Source organism: Rhodococcus sp. ABRD24, assembly GCF_004328705.1.
GTDB lineage: Bacteria > Actinomycetota > Actinomycetes > Mycobacteriales > Mycobacteriaceae > Prescottella.
The window spans coordinates 1,868,962-1,884,602 of sequence record NZ_CP035319.1; the positions used below are offsets into that span (position 1 = coordinate 1,868,962).

Here is a 15,641-nt window from a genome sequence, read left to right on the forward strand (position 1 = left end):
GCCCTATTCCATCTCGGGATAGCCTGCACGTGCACGACGATTGAAGGGGGTTCGCCGCGTGGCGCAGATCGATTCGGAAGAAACCGCACCGACCACGACGGACGGCGCGGCCACCGTCCGCCGCACCAGGCGGCGGCGCAGCACGCAGACCGCGATACAGGCCCGAAACCGACGCCGCCGCATCGTGATCGGATCGTCCTGCGTCGCGGTCGCCCTCCTCGCGTGGGGCGGCTACGTGGCGTACGAGGCGACGCAGGTGAAGACGAATCTCGAACGCGCGCGCGACTTCGCGACGCAGGCCAAAGACGCACTACTGGCGGGTAACTCCGACACGGCCTCGGTGGCGGCGCGTGATGCGGTGACATATGCCGATCGCGCCCAGGACGCGACCGGATCGGCCGGATGGCGTCTGGCTGCTGCGATCCCGGGCCTGGGAGGGCCCTTGAAGACCACCGGCCAGATCGCCGATGTGGTCCAGGGCCTCACCTCCGACGTGCTGATGCCGGCGGTTACGACAGGTGCTGCGATGTCGCCCGATCAGCTGATTGAGGCCGGTGCGCGAATCAACCTCCAACCCCTGCGTGACGCCGCGCCAGCCCTCGCCGATACCGCTGCGGCTGCAGCCGCATTGGCTGCACAAGCGCAGGCCGTCGACAGCTCGTTCCTGGGCGCGGTCGACACGGCACGCATCCAGCTACAGGACCAGACCGCGGAACTGTCGGGGCTGCTCGGAAACGTCTCGACCGCAGCCGACATCGCGCCGGCGATGCTCGGCGCCGACGGTCCCCGCAGCTACTTCATCGGCTTCCAGACAAACGCCGAGGCGCGCGGAACCGGTGGCCTGCTCGGCGGATTCGGGGAGTTCCGAGCCGTCGACGGCACAATCCGCCTGGAGGATCTGGGCAGCAACAAGGAACTGTCCATCGACGACAAGAAGCCGATCGACCTGGGGCCGGACTTCGAGAAGCAGTACGGACACAGTCGTCCCACAACAGATTTCCGCAACAGCAACGTCAGTTCGCACTTTCCATACGCCGCGCAGATCTGGCGATCACTGTGGGCGCAGGAATCGGGCCGGCAGGTGGACGGCGCGATCGCGACCGACCCGGTGGCGCTCAGCTACATCCTCGCGGTGGTCGGTCCGGTGACGATGCCGGACGGCGAGAAGATCACCGCCGACAACGTCGTCGAGCTGACGGAGTCGACGGCCTACGCCCGCTTCGCAAACGACAACAACGCCCGCAAGGCGTACCTGCAGACCGTCGCCGCCAAGGTGGTCGAGAAGATGACCGGCAAGATCTCGAACCCGCAGGGACTGCTCGAGGCGCTGGGCCGCGCGGCAAGCGAGGGGCGCATCGCCGTCTGGAGCGCAAACCCGGCCGAGCAGGCAGTGCTGGAAGGCACCGCCCTGGGGCACACGGTCCCCGATGATCCGGCGCCCTACGCCGGCGTCGTGGTGAACAACCTGGGTGGCAACAAGCTGGACTACTACCTGGAGCGCGAGATCGAGTACACGGCCGGTAGCTGCGAGGCCGACACGCGCACATCACAAGTGACGGTTCGCCTCACGAACACACTGCCCCCCGGCGACTACACGAAGTACGTGGCGGGCATGTTCGACAACCCGATGGGCGCACCCATCGGCACCAACCTCACCAACCTGTCGTTGGTGGCCACCCAGGGCGCAAAGCTGAACAAGGTCACCGTCGACGGCAAGCCGGCGTTCGCGTTCACCGGTGCCGAGCGGGGACATCCGGTGTTCGATCTTCAAACGCAGATTCGGCAGGGGAAGACGGTCGAGGTGAAGTACGAGCTGACGGAGCCGACGGTGGCGGGAGAGGCGCGGGTGCCGGTGCAGGCGTTGGTGGGGGCAGTTCCCCTCGATGTTCAGGTCACCACGTGTAGCCAATAATCGTGGTGCCGTCAGCCCCGGGGATCATGCGGCGCAGCGGGGCGTGTGGCGACAGCTTCAAACAGGTACACGGTACGTCGGGCCGTTGGTTCCACAATCGGAGAACCAGCTGTGGGGTCCTTTTCGGCTATCACCGAGGCCCACCGTTTGCGAACGGGAGTCTCAATCGACGCAACCACCTCGACGTCGAGCGCATAACCGTTAGCTAGATCTAACTTCGATCCTCCTTGAGTCCCGCGTGCAGGACCTGAGCTGCTTCGGATTGTGTACCTCGGCCGGGGATCCGGCCATCGGCCAACAAGCGAGTGCCCGACTCGGTCGGGTGGAGTCAGGGTCCATGGCCCCGAATGCGGGTGGGTGGCCCCTTCGTTCCGATTGTGCCAGTTGATGCTGGTCAGGGCGGCGGCGGCAGCGCCGCGAGGTGTCTGAGTCCGGTCGCCAGTAGGTCGACGCGTGGTGCGCGCGCCCGGACAGCCCGAGGTGTGTCCGGCGTGCGTTGCGGGAGATCCGTCCGGCGATGGAGAAGACCCGCAGCCGTTGCCGTTTGGGTTCCCACCCCCGGGCCAGATCGGCGCCGAAGGCAAGCATCTGCGTCCATGCCGTCAACTCGCAGGCCAGCCGCAGGATCGCCAGCCAGATCCGGTTCCAATCGAATCCACGTCGCGGAAAGATCTGCAGGCCAGACTCTTTCGTGGTTCGTATGCTGTCCTTGCGGCGGGCCCGACGCCGGTGCCGCAGCTCGAGATCCGGCAGATGGCCGTGGGCGGTGATGGTGAAAAACCGGGTCAGCCGGAGCCCGTCGTGGTGGGAGACCCTCAGCTCCGCACCGTGGTGCGGACGTTCTTTCCGGACGACCACCCGCATCGCTTCGGCCAGCCTGAAACATCGAGTGGACCGGTCGGCTCGGCAACCCAAGCCCCCTCTCGGACGCGCCCTTCAGCGTCGTATCCACAAGGCCTTCGGACATGTCGATCGCGACGCGGGTGATCTGCGCCGTCCACGCCTCTCCCAAGCATCGAGCCAGTCGGTCACCGACGCCGAGGTACGTCCGCCCGGACTACGGCGCCACAGCCGCAACCCACACCGGCCGACCGACCCACTTCGCAACATCTGATATGACGTGCGACTACTTGACTTTGCCCGAGCCCTCGCCGACCCCCGTCCAAATACCCAATCCAAAACCGCTCAGGCCGGCACCGATGGCACGAGAAAACCAAGACTAAGGACGTCCCATACCCCGATACTGCCAGCCACAACTCCGCCAAACACTCGGGTCTAGACAGTTTCGCCCGTCAATAATGAGCTTCCTCCTCACGAGCGGATCCAGTATCGAGGGACGTAGTTCAGCAAACTCCTTCCACTCTGTCAGCACAAGCACGACATCCGCACCGCTACATGCCTCTCGCGCAGATGTCGCGTAATCGAGGGTTGGGAAAATTGCCCGAGAATTCTCCATTGCCTTCGGGTCATAGACCGTGACAGTCGCTCCTTGAAGCTGAATCTGACCGGCAATATTAAGGGCAGGCGAGTCCCGCACATCATCAGAATTGGGTTTGAACGCCGCACCCAGAACCGCTACTCGCGCACCCACAAGCGAGCCGCATTCTTTCCGCACTAATTCAACCATGCGCGTCCTCCGGCCCATATTGATGTTGTCTACCTCCCGAAGGAAGGCTAGGGCCTTGTCGGCCCCGAGCTCTCCCGCACGTGCCATGAATGCACGAATATCCTTCGGTAGACAACCACCTCCGAAGCCAACTCCAGCGTTCAGAAACTTTCTGCCAATTCGCTCATCGATACCAATGGCGTCCGCCAAGACGGTTACATCCGCCCCGGCCACATCACACAATTCAGATATTGCGTTGATGAAGGATATCTTCGTGGCAAGAAAAGCATTTGCGGATACTTTTACAAGCTCCGCAGTGGCTAGATCAGTCACTATGAACGGAATGCCATCTTCAATAAGTGAAGAGTAAACATTCCGAACAACAGACTCCGCTACACCGGGGTTTTCAACATCAAGACCTAGAACCAATCGATCGGGACGCAACGTATCCTGAACCGCAAATCCTTCCCGCAGAAACTCAGGATTCCACGCCACCTCGACAGCTGTCCCCGCCGGGGAAAGTGCGCGAGCCCTCACCCCAAGCTCATGCGCGGTACCAACGGGAACTGTCGACTTTCCAACGATGACAGCGGACTCGACAAGCAGCGGCGCAAGCCTGTCAACAACACCGTGCACATACTGCAAGTCCGCCGCATGTTCACCCTTCTTCTGAGGCGTTCCCACGCCAATAAAGTGCACATCAGCCCAGCTTGCAGCATCGTCGTACGAAGACGAGAAGCGGAGCTTACCGGACGCTACGTTCCTTCTCAGAACTTCTTCGAGGCCGGGCTCGTAGAATGGCAAATCTCCAGCCTCCAACTTGGACAATTTCGACGCGTCCACGTCGATACCAAGAACATCATGCCCAAGTTCCGCCATGCAGGCGGCATGGGTAGCACCGAGGTAGCCAGTCCCGAAAACAGATATGCGCACCTAAACCCCAATCTAATTAGTTAGTGAAGAAATCGGAACAGAATTCAGTATTCTTGACGAGAGTTAGACATTCACCTGATGAACAAGCTCCCGAACGGCCGAATCAATTTCTCTCACAGCAACCTCGTCCGAATATCGGCCTGCCGACCGGTTCGCCGCGTGCCTTAGGACACGAACGCGATCTGGACGCGAAAACAATTCTAAAACGCGCTCCGCCAAGGCGGCGGAATCACCAGCCTGCACCAAAACACCATCCACACCGTCGTTGATGATCTCGTCGGGACCCCCGCCTCGCGTGGCAAACACCGCGAGCCCGGCCGACATACCCTGTACGATCACTTGGCCAAAAGGCTCAGGAATCAACGAGCAGTGGAATAGGGCATCGTAACCTCGAAGGAGCTCGGCCACCTGGTCAACATGCCCAAGCAAGCGCACGTTGTCATTTCCTGCGACAAGCTCCTGAATCGCAGCGAAGTACTCGTCTTCTCCAAACAGGGCCGCACCCGCGATGTCGAGGCTGTAGACGCAGTCCGACGCAGCTTCGTTCAAAATCTTCACCGTTTCGATAGCAACATGAACTCCTTTCCAATGCGAAATTCTTCCAAGGAAGAGAATCCTGACCTCAGCGGATCTAAAGCGATCCCATTCCATCTCGTCGGAGAGAGGAAAAGATGCTTCAATTCCGCAGGGGCTGGGCACAACTCGCATGGGAATTCCCGGCTTAACCGCGTGCACAGACCGAGCGGTCCACTGAGAGTTTGCAATGCATGCATCTACACGTCGCATGGTGATGAGCTTGGTCAGGAGCAATCCAACACGAGACACACTCGATTCCGAAAGCCCGTCACGAACCCAATAGATCAATATAGACGACCGCGGGCAACAGATTGCCGAGTACAGCGCCGCACGCATAGAATTTGCAACTACGACCTGACACGATTCTCCGCGCAATGCCTGCACAAGTAATCGCACTCTCGACCAAATAGATGCATCAAGCGGAGCCATAATCTCAACATCGGAATCATTGAGTCCGCTCCACGTCGAACCGCTCTCTAATGTCAGGAGCTTCTTATTTCTAAGCTCACTCCTTAACAGATAGCGACTGAGTGCAAGTTCTGCACCTCCCGGTGAGGCCGTATGACTCACAAAGATCCATGACGGTGCAGCGCTTGCTGCCGCCCCTTGCCGGATGCCGAGACGCCTAGTGACTCGCCAGGCACTAAAAACTCTGTTCACCCTCGATCTCCTCCTGCGCCACTAAATAGCCTCAACATGCCAATCGAACATACAGCTTTTCGAAACAACTATTCTCGGAGTAGGCTATTTTGTTTTGCAACAAACTCTGTCGAAAATGCAGTATCTGACGCCAGCTTCACTTTGTTCCAGCAATGAAGACAAATCGCTAGCAGCAGCCACATAACCGGCATCGCAAGGTCGGGTTTCGCAGCAACCTGCCCTACTACTGTTGCGACCAATGCCCACACACTGGCTCGCTGGGCTGGCATGCGCAGTCCTCCACGGATTGCGCGGCTCAATACGACACCAAAAGCTACTGTCCCGACCACGCCGACACAGCTGAGCATCATCACAATAAGACTCGACGGCCGATTACTTCCTAGGCCCAAGCCCAATCCTATTGTATCGACAAACAAGCGGAGGCTCTCAATGTCACCCTGACTCCTATAGAAGAACGACTCACTCTCAAGCTTTTGTGAAGTCAGCCCAGTCGTCACATCTACTAGCGCCGGCCACGCCACGGCAACGAGTACTGGAATAGCACACGCCGCAACAAACACAGGACCGGCTAGCTTTCCAGTAGTAGCCCGGGCACGGACAGCAAAGGCGATCACCGCAATAACCCCTACCACAGCCAAGGAGATGAATGCCGTGCCAGAATAGGACAATACGTACTCAAGAAGCGCCAAGGCGAGCGCGGCTATGTATGCCCATGTCATTGCTCCACGCGACCGCGTTAGCGCGCTGACCAGATAAGCGACCGATGCGCCGAGAAATACCCCGAACACCGAAGGCTCCGCAAAGGTCCCCCTCAATCGGCTTCCGTACACATCATAATGAATATTTGGCATGTTATCAAAAATGTCGGCCGGCCAAGCAGATCCCAGGGCATAACGAGCCGCCGCCAGCGCCAGTCCTATTCCGATTGCTAACTCAAATATTCGAGGATTGACGTGATTCAGCCTGACGAAATAGGCGACAATGATGATACCTAGCACAAGGTAAACAGCCTGAGCTGCATTTGAGATCGTGTAGTTCAATTCCGTACTGGATCCATCGGCGCCCAACTGGTTGTCAATTCCGCCACGCGCGGCGAAAACTGGCGATCCACGGAAAAGCCATGGACCAACGGCAGTGATCAAAAGCGAGTACGTCGCAAACAAAACGAAGCTCACCATCGGCGCACGGCGGCCAACATCTTCACGGTTCACGGCAGGGTAGAGAGCAATTCCGAGGTGGCGCAACATCATATGAAGCGCCAGGAATATGATCCCGACGTAGAATGGGCTCACACCAGAGCCCGAAATATACAGTGCCGCCGTTTGAGGAAACGGAACACATGCTGACAACACCCATGGGAACTTGCGCGGGTCAACGGCCAGGCAGTAGAGGAACAGGGGAACGAAGATCAACCCAATGACTGTCATCCGCTGACCTTCTCGGGTCCAGTTTCAACACAATCCGAGTAATTCCGAACGCCCGGAAGGAGAACGATTCCTATTGAGCTTCGGGCATCCCGGATGCCCGACAATGCTCGGTCCAAATTCTCGATAGTTTGCTGGCGCAAATCCGCTAGAAGCGCTGGTGACAACCCCTGCAATTGATCTGCAGCTTTGTCTCCCGAACTACCGACCCACGGCATATTTAGCCCAGAGAAGTGGCGAAGAATCTTACCACTTGCGACCTCCGTCCAGCCAAGCGGAACGGCGCCCTCTGTCATGCCAATAATCAGTGCATGAAGCCGATCGCTAATAACCATATCTGACCTACGGTACCAACTGCGAACTATCGCTTCCTGATCTGCATGGTTATCATTCCGCCATTCAATAACCTGCGCTCCCAATATTTCGGCGATTCTGCGCGCTGGAATATGATCGCGTTGAACCTGAGGAACCAAAACAATCGACTTGTTGTGACGCACCGCAAGCGATTGAACAGCTTCTATCCAATTATTCGACGGAAATGATCGATCGAACCGCACAGACACAGCGATAAATTCTCTCTGAACTGTACTTTCAACTTGCGCGATACTGGAATCTTCTGTGGCGCTTGCGAACGCCCAGTCTGGCATCATGGGAGCCTCGCAAAGCATACTTGAGGACTCCGGCTCTCTCCACCGTAGAATATGGCTGACTCTTGCGATGAGTCGGTATGGAAGCCCTAATAGTCTTCGCCGTTCTGGTATCGCTGCGCCCAACCAGAGAACATTACCTCCTCGAAGCCTTATTAATGCCGCCGTTGGAAATAGGAATAAGCCCCAAAGGAAGTATCGCCGCGTCAGGGTAAATTCGCCGGCATTGATCGCGAGCGTCGGCTTACCTCTAAGCATGGACCGATAGATCCCGAACATCCAACGAAAGAAGCTCTCGTACAACTGATCGCAGTCTTGCAATCGTAGTCCTGCGGTATATCCGGCGCCTGATTTGCCCACCCACACCGCGACTATGCCGAACGGGCGCAAGGCGTCAATGTAGACACGACGCAGCACTGAGTCGCCAACGTTGTCTGACTGACCTGTGGCCCAGATATAAATCTCCTGGTCAGGCAAAGATCCGGAACTCATATCGATGTTTCAACACCTTCCGTAGTGGATGGTCTGGAGTTCTGTGAGGAAGACTCCTTACGCAAAAGTGTCCTTCCGGAATTGAATAGCAAGGAGAGGTCACGTCTCACGGACTTAATCAGTATCACGCATACGAGGGCCGCACATACTCCCCCTGCAAGTCCGAACAGAAGCGATGTCCATGTTTCGGTGGAGAGTTTGGAGGCAATACTCGCTCCAATGGCGATAGGTGCGCCGAAGAATCCTACGGATCTGACCGCGCCGGTCAGGATTGAATATGAGTGAAGCGACAAATCCCTCTTCATCTTGAGCGCAGAAGCTGTCCAGTAAACCGCACTTCCGCACGCCACTCCATATGCGACCCCAAGCGCGCCATACCGCGAACCAACGACGGCGCCTATAACGATAATGGGCTGGAATATGACGTAATTGACGAGTAGCTTCCGTGTCTGACCAGAGGCCAAATACCCCCAATACAGAACCTGATTTAGCGCCCTAAATATCCCGGAGATCGCGAGCACAGCGAAAATTGGAGCTATGAATCCCCAATTTCTACCCAATGAAATGTCCACGATCGGCACAGCGAGTGCAGCTGCCACGAGGTATATGGTCGAGACGGCATAGCAGGAAATGGTTTGTGACTTTACTAGGGCCGATTCGAACCGGTCACCATCGCGGTGGATCTTTGAAAGGACAGGAAGCGCTACCCGGGTCAATGGAGCGCTGATTTGGTTTACTGGAGCCAAGAGGAGCTGGGCGGATCTGTTGTAGCCACCGGCGGTCTGGATTGTAGAAACCAGCCCCACTATTGCGGTATCTATGTTCCTGGTCAGATAGCCGATCACTTGGGTTCCGCTTACATCCAAACCAAACCTTACAAGCCCAACCGTTTCGCTTCTGTATGAGGGTCTACTCGGGCACCAGTGCGCCATTGCAACAGCGAGAGCGAGGCCGATAATGGCAGCCGTGATAGCTTGTATTGGTAGCGCCCAGTACCCGAGTCCAAGGACTGCGGCAGCAATCGCGCTCACCAATCCTAGCGCAAGCGGCAGGGTATCCAGGAGGCCTAGCTTTTGAAATTTCAGGTCGCGATTCAATTCAACTCTGAATTGGGTGCAAATCCCGTTTAGCACAAAGACTATTGCCGTGGACTGACAGAGCATGGTGAGTCTGTCGTCGTCATACCATGACGCAAGCGGGAAGGAGATAGCTACTACTAGGACTGCGCAGACGGCGCCGGCGCCCGTATTGATCCAGAACAGATTTGACTTTTGTTTCTGAGTCAGGCGTTCGGCTTGCAGTGCTGCCGCAGACAATCCAAGATCACGTATCACTTCGGATACGCCTACGATTGACATGACGATGGCGAACAGGCCGAAGTCTCCGGGATCCAGCAGGCGTGAGAGAATTACGACCGAACCAAAGTGGATTAGTATCCTTAGGAATTGCGCCACGATCGTGATTGCGCCGCCACGTATCGCAGTGGCTTTCACCGACAAGGCGCGTCCCCGTGTCCTAGAGCGCCGTCTCCACGAAGGCTTCCGAGGTAGGGCGCCATCCACGATGTTAGGCGCGTGGCGAATTGCTCCGCTGAATAGTAGTCAACTTGCGCCCGGGCGTTCGTCATATCTTGCTCAATAGCTTCATGCAACTTCGTTATTGCCTCCACGCTGCTGAAGTCTTCTACAACCAATCCGCCTCTAAGTCGTGCGACGCTCTCGGAGGCTCCGCCTTCAGTATTGACGAGGACGGGGGTGCCGAGCGCAATCGACTCAATTGGCATGATTCCAAAGTCCTCGACCGGAGGGAATACGTATACCGATGCCTTTTGGAATACTGCATACAGTAGAACATCGCTGGGGTCTTCCAAAAAGAACACCGGAACACCCGCATCAGCAGCTTGCGACTTCAACCGGTTTAGTTCTGGGCCGCCGCCCGCTATAACAACGGGAACACCCGCTCGGTTTCCGAGGTCAATAACCGTATCCAGTCGCTTGTACGGGACTAGCCTGGAAGCTCCTAGAATGAACTCTTCTGGGAGACGTTCATATCGTTCCATGTCGATTCCACTGAGAGAGTCTACCCATCGGCTCGTTGACTGCAAGTGGCTGACCGAGACTGGCGGCGGGATTACCTCTGCTTCCTGGTCCCAGAAGTCCGCTAGCCTCTTCCGCACAAAGTTGCTATTTGCTGCAAAATTCACCCCTTCCGCAGCACGTCTCCGATCCAGATTCCGGTAATATTTCGCTGCGATTTGTGCAAGCGGGTGCTTCCCGCGACTATCGAGTTCTGGTTCCCATAGGTACCGTGCTGGAGTATGCACGTAGGCGAAGACCGTGGTCGCCCTACTACCCCGCCGACTGCCGACGTGATGCGCAAAGAGATGCGAACTCGCCAGGACCCAGTCATGGTGTTCGATATCGACGCTACTCCATACGTTCGGCATTAATGGCAGTGCGAGTGCCTTACTTCGGCGAACTCGCGACCGAGCCAGGCGTGACTCGCTTACCCTCTCCTTTGGGTAGCGTCCGGGAGCGTCGTTCCACAGGCAAAAGATGTCAGAATCAGGGAATGTAGATGCCATGGAATCGAGCACTCGTTCCGCGCCCCCGTTTGCCTCGATCCATTCATGCACAATCAAGCCCGCCATAGACACCGTCCATTGACCCTCGTCACGATGTAACTCCCCATAGCTGCCGGACCTCCCGCCTCATGCGGCGCTTGATGAAATCTGCGTTCTCTCGCCGCATGCCGCTGCGAGGTACTGCTACCAGTCCCGACCAAATTGCGCGGTCCGATCGCTCGACACATCATCTGCTGAATGCGCGGTTCGAATGAGACAAGTAGCTCCACTGAATACTCCGACTATGACCACCATGCAGGTTTGCCTTTTTTCGGGAGTGTTCTATCTGATTTACGCTCTGGGCGACCATTACCAGATATCAGTAGGCGCCCCGGCCTACCGCTACCGCCCTAAGTGTTTTGCCGATGATCAGCATATCGGCAACCATTGACCAGTTTTCGACATAGGAAAGATCCAGGCGCACAGTCTCATCCCAAGACAGGTCACTGCGGCCACTCACCTGCCACAGCCCTGTGAGCCCCGGCTTCACCAGCATCCGCCGGCGAACAGTGCCGTCGTATGCCTCGACCTCGCGCCGCAGCGGCGGACGAGGACCCACCACGCTCATCTCACGACGCAGAACGTTCACGAACTGGGGAAGCTCATCCAGGCTGTACTTGCGCAGGAACCTGCCGACGGCAGTAACACGCGGGTCATGCTTCATTTTGAACAAGACGCCAGAGCCCTCGTTCTGACCAAACAACGCGGCAACCTGCTTGTCTGCGCCGTCGACCATGGTGCGGAACTTCAGCATCTGGAACGACCTGCCGTTCAGACCGATTCGCTCCGACTTGTAGAGAATCGGCCCCTTGCTCGTCGCCTTCACAGCGATCGCCGCCACCAGCAACACCGGCGACACGAACATCAGCGCAGCCAGGGAGAAGCACGCGTCGAAAGCGGTCTTTCCGAACCGTTTGGCGCCGTGATACCGGGGCTTCTCCACATGGATCAGCGGGAATCCGGCCACCGGACGCATCACGAGCCGGGGACCCGCCACATCGACAACACCCGGAGCGACTACGAGATCGATGTCATACGGCTCCAGTTCCCAGACGAGACTGCGGATTCCATCATGACCGAGCTGCTCGGTAGCCGTAACGACGACGGTGTCGGCACCGCTTCGTTGAAGGGCATCGACCACCGAGTACTCATTGCCGAGCACCGGAATCTCACGTCCATCCACCACTACGTGCTCTTCGTCCCCGAAACCACGACCTGGCAGGCAGACACCGACCACCCGATATCCCGACCCGGCTTCGCGTTCGAAGTTTCGCGTCATTGTGAGGACCGACTGACGGCTTCCGACGACGAGTACCGACGTGGTGCAATCACCGCGAGCACGCATACGCGTGACCACTTTCCGCATCACCCAGCGTCCGGCCAGGAGCCCGAGCAGGCCCACCGGGAAGGCGATAGCGAGGTACCCGCGGGCGATCTCGACCCGGAAAAGCAGGCTGATGATCGCGATGAGCCCGAACAGCTGGAATGTTGCGATGCCGATACGGCGGTACTCCTCGGCGCCGGCTCCAATTACCCGCGTCGACCGCGTGCGGTGGATCGCCAGAAGTGCCATCCACAGACCGGCCAATAGCACCGATGTCGCGGTGTAGCTGAGGCCTGCAGTGACGACCTCAGATCCCATTCCGAATCGAACGATCTGCGCCGCACCGACAGCCAGCGACACAACCGCGGCGTCCAGCACCACGAGCCTGTTGACATAGCACCGCTGCCACAGACTGCGCGAATTGTGCTGCGGCGGGTTCTGATTCAGCAGCTGTAGCGGAGGGAACCCCGCTTCGATCTGCTGTCCCGCCCCTGATTCCAGGTAACGCGAAGCCGTCATACCTGCACCTCCATCGACCACTCACATGAAATGACCCCCGACGGGTCGAGAAGCTGAACCCGCACCGCGTTACTCGACAGGCGAGTCCGCCGCACGGGCAATCCACCCCGATCCCCCGACTTCGGAGCCCGAAGGCGACAACCACCGCGGCGGCCGTACACCTCGGGTCTGACGACCCAAGACCGTCAATAGACCGCTGGAGCAGATGTGCGTCGGATGCGAACTGCCAGTGCATCCTCCGATGTATGGAATGTTTTTAGCACGGCTTTGTGTTCGCCAAAAGCTGTAGGAGAGGCCCCGTGAGATGGGCGTACGTCCAGGACCAAACCGGCTTGCATTGGACATCCGTCCACATAGCTGACACCCTGACAACCCAATCGCGAGAAAAGGACTGGACGGCTGACATTGCGGCCAGATTACGGTCCGCGGGTACTACTCCCGAGTAACTGCACAGACCTGCAACAACATCCCCGCCGCAGGACTCTCGAGCGCCGTCGGCGCGAGCGCACATCCGACCCGAAACCTCGGCGTCGGCGTCGGCGCGCTCTCTCCCGATTCGCGCCGCGCGCTGAATCGATGCACAAGACGCGATCCGGCAGCACGGAGGCCACGAACTGAACAGAAATTCAATGTGATGAACAACACATAATGGTCGGTTTGTGGACCGCGGTTCACGATCCGGCGAGCAAGGCTAAAATTTACCTGAAACTTCAACCATTCTACCGTTAGGCAACGCCTAGCGACTGCGGCAACGCCACTCGACTACACCGGACGGCCCCCGAACCGGCCATTCGGCGAGCGAGCAAATGGATCCGGCTCAGTGCACGCTCGGATGCGTCGGGAAGTTGAGATACGCCCTGGACGGAGTCGGCCCGCGCTGCCCTTGGTACTTCGAGCCAGCGGCCGAGCTGCCATAGGGATGCTCCGCCGCGCTCGTGAGCCGCAACAGGCACAGCTGGCCGATCTTCATCCCCGGCCAGAGGGTGATCGGAAGGTTCGCCACATTCGAGAGTTCGAGCGTGATGTGTCCGCTGAATCCCGGATCAATGAATCCCGCCGTCGAGTGGGTCAGCAGACCGAGGCGCCCGAGGCTCGACTTACCCTCGAGCCGACCTGCCAGGTCGTCGGGCAGCGAGCACACCTCGAGCGTCGAGCCCAGCACGAACTCTCCCGGGTGCAGCACAAACGGTTCACCCGCGGCCGGCTCGACCAGCGTCGTCAACTCGTCCTGGCGCAGCGCCGGATCGATATGGGTGTACTTCGTGTTGTTGAAGACACGGAAGAGGCTGTCGAGCCGCACGTCCACACTCGAGGGCTGCACCATCTCCGACTCGAATGGGTCGATGCCCAATCGTCCGGAAGAAACCTCGGCACGGATGTCACGATCGGAGAGCAGCACAGGAGGAGGCTACCGGGGCCGACTCGGCGGCAGGCGCGGACCTCGCCATTCAGCACATCCAGAGCACTTTCGGGGCCACTTCGGGAACTCGTCCGGGGCGTTCTGCTACAGTTGCCGCTTGCAGGGCGCGATGATCAGATCACCGCAAAAGCCCAGCGTGCCGATGTAGTTCAATGGTAGAACATCAGCTTCCCAAGCTGAATACGCGGGTTCGATTCCCGTCATCGGCTCCATCTACGACGCGACGAGGGTGTTCACCCGCCCATTGTGTTCACCTATTGAATCTTCAGACGGAATCGGCATTCGATTCCCCCACAACTCCGCCCGCCTCGACAAATTCGGCCGAGCTCCGGCCTGAATTCAGGGCGAGGTGAGCCGCGTGCACGCTCACGGCCGCCTTGAACGGGCAACTCCCGTGATGCGGTCGAGGTCGAGCCGCGGAATCCGTGGATTTCGCCGTGGTGCGGGGAGACTATCTACCGGCTCAAGTGGACACCGAAGATTCTTCGCGGCGCCGGGAGGTGATGCGATGCGGCCGCTTATAGGTTGTGCGCGCCGGTTCCGGGTCACCAAGGAACCGGCCCCACGGATCGAGACGCTCACGCTTGGAATACCAGTCGTACAGATTGAGCAAGTTCAGTGCTGCGAGGGTGAACCCGACCAGCAGGGTGAAGCGACGGCGACACCGCCGGCAGGTTTCATCAGCGGTATTTTCGAAAGCGATCCTATTGGTCCGTGGCCCACATCCAGACCCCGGACCAACGATCGGTCAGTACCCGGCAGCGGATCCCATCATTCCCATGCTGATGAGGCCTGGGAGCATGGTGCTGCCTACCATTGCCGAACCGAGCCCACCAACGACTAGCAGGGGCGTGACATAGTCGATCGGAGGCGGCGGTGGCACATCGCCCACGCGCGTCCACATCCCACAGCCGGACGAGGTGCTGACGATGTGGTCGTTCCACCCGACAGTCATGCGAACACGCTGGTTCACACTTTCGTGGTGTCCAACCTGGTTGATGTCTTTGTTGTAGAAGCTGACCCGGCAGGTGAGCCAATCGCTGGGGTTCTGGGCCTCGTAGATGCCGGTGTAGATGTCCTCATGGACGTGCCACCATCCTGCGCCGAAGCGGTCTGTGATGGCGTGGGCGGTACCCGCATTGGCGAGGACCAGCCCAGTGGCGGCGGCCGCGGATACGACAGCGGCAGCGATCTTGCGCAACGTTGTTCCTTTCATTGGTACTTGATGATTCGGGGATGTGTCACTGAGCGTGCTCGTTCCGAGGACAGTGAACGTCAGCAGACGTTGGCGAACTGGACTCGACAGGTTAGTCGCCCAAATATCTAGTGGGCGCCGATCGCGAGCAGGGTTAGTGCGCGCGAGAACAAGGCCGATCGATCGAGCATTATGGAATCCCCCCGGGAAATGTCACGCGCACCTACAGCGCGTAGCCCTGGGATCCTAGCCTGATCCGGCAGGGCACTCGAAACCACCGAGAACGGCGTACCCCGCAAACATGCGGTCG

The 15,641-nt window shown here is 58.6% G+C and carries 10 protein-coding genes, 1 tRNA gene and 2 pseudogenes; 2 read left to right on the forward strand and 11 right to left on the reverse strand.

All coding sequences use genetic code 11. From position 1 onward, the window contains the following. Nucleotides 1-58: 58 nt before the first annotated feature. Nucleotides 59-1,912 (forward strand): DUF4012 domain-containing protein, encoded by a 1,854-nt coding sequence (locus ERC79_RS08325; protein ID WP_131577304.1) that lies wholly within the window; start codon nucleotides 59-61, stop codon nucleotides 1,910-1,912. Nucleotides 1,913-2,306: 394 nt separating this feature from the next. On the opposite strand, the pseudogene ERC79_RS08330 reads toward ERC79_RS08325, so the two are convergent. From ERC79_RS08330 to dcd, 10 genes and pseudogenes are all read right to left on the reverse strand, one after another. Continuing rightward, nucleotides 2,307-2,859 (reverse strand): annotated as a pseudogene (locus tag ERC79_RS08330) (transposase); the annotation flags it as partial. Nucleotides 2,860-3,131: 272 nt separating this feature from the next. Beyond that, nucleotides 3,132-4,397 carry a UDP-glucose/GDP-mannose dehydrogenase family protein gene (locus ERC79_RS08335; RefSeq protein ID WP_242676778.1) on the reverse strand — a complete coding sequence of 422 codons (1,266 nt, stop codon included), beginning with the start codon at nucleotides 4,395-4,397 and terminating at the stop codon, nucleotides 3,132-3,134. A gap of 117 nt (nucleotides 4,398-4,514) precedes the next feature. Further along, the gene (locus tag ERC79_RS22975; protein ID WP_165497057.1) at nucleotides 4,515-5,159 is read right to left on the reverse strand and encodes a glycosyltransferase family 4 protein; all 645 of its coding nucleotides are present in this window, start codon (nucleotides 5,157-5,159) and stop codon (nucleotides 4,515-4,517) included. Nucleotides 5,160-5,755: 596 nt separating this feature from the next. Beyond that, nucleotides 5,756-7,114: a hypothetical protein gene (locus tag ERC79_RS08345; protein ID WP_131577311.1), complete on the reverse strand. Its 1,359-nt coding sequence runs from the start codon at nucleotides 7,112-7,114 to the stop codon at nucleotides 5,756-5,758. Next, nucleotides 7,111-8,250 (reverse strand): polysaccharide pyruvyl transferase family protein, encoded by a 1,140-nt coding sequence (locus ERC79_RS08350; protein WP_131577313.1) that lies wholly within the window; start codon nucleotides 8,248-8,250, stop codon nucleotides 7,111-7,113. Before ERC79_RS08350 ends, ERC79_RS08345 begins: the two co-directional genes overlap by 4 nt. After that, nucleotides 8,247-9,743: a lipopolysaccharide biosynthesis protein gene (locus tag ERC79_RS08355; protein WP_242676859.1), complete on the reverse strand. Its 1,497-nt coding sequence runs from the start codon at nucleotides 9,741-9,743 to the stop codon at nucleotides 8,247-8,249. The genes ERC79_RS08350 and ERC79_RS08355 overlap by 4 nt, the downstream gene beginning before the upstream one ends. Next, nucleotides 9,740-10,309 (reverse strand): glycosyltransferase, encoded by a 570-nt coding sequence (locus ERC79_RS23370; protein ID WP_242676779.1) that lies wholly within the window; start codon nucleotides 10,307-10,309, stop codon nucleotides 9,740-9,742. The genes ERC79_RS08355 and ERC79_RS23370 overlap by 4 nt, the downstream gene beginning before the upstream one ends. A 111-nt stretch (nucleotides 10,310-10,420) precedes the next feature. Continuing rightward, nucleotides 10,421-10,900: pseudogene (locus ERC79_RS23825) on the reverse strand (glycosyltransferase family 4 protein); the annotation flags it as partial. 292 nt (nucleotides 10,901-11,192) lie between these two features. Continuing rightward, nucleotides 11,193-12,716 carry a sugar transferase gene (locus tag ERC79_RS08365; protein WP_131577319.1) on the reverse strand — a complete coding sequence of 508 codons (1,524 nt, stop codon included), beginning with the start codon at nucleotides 12,714-12,716 and terminating at the stop codon, nucleotides 11,193-11,195. Between the two features lie 817 nt (nucleotides 12,717-13,533). Continuing rightward, a complete protein-coding gene (gene dcd, locus ERC79_RS08370) occupies nucleotides 13,534-14,115 on the reverse strand; it encodes a dCTP deaminase (RefSeq protein ID WP_131577321.1) in 582 nt (193 codons plus the stop codon). Nucleotides 14,116-14,274: 159 nt separating this feature from the next. On the opposite strand from dcd, the gene ERC79_RS08375 reads away from it, so the two are divergent. After that, nucleotides 14,275-14,348 (forward strand) — tRNA-Gly (locus ERC79_RS08375). A 536-nt stretch (nucleotides 14,349-14,884) separates the two neighbouring features. On the opposite strand, the gene ERC79_RS08380 is transcribed toward ERC79_RS08375, so the two are convergent. After that, a complete protein-coding gene (locus ERC79_RS08380; protein WP_131577323.1) occupies nucleotides 14,885-15,337 on the reverse strand; it encodes a hypothetical protein in 453 nt (150 codons plus the stop codon). Nucleotides 15,338-15,641: the final 304 nt, after the last annotated feature.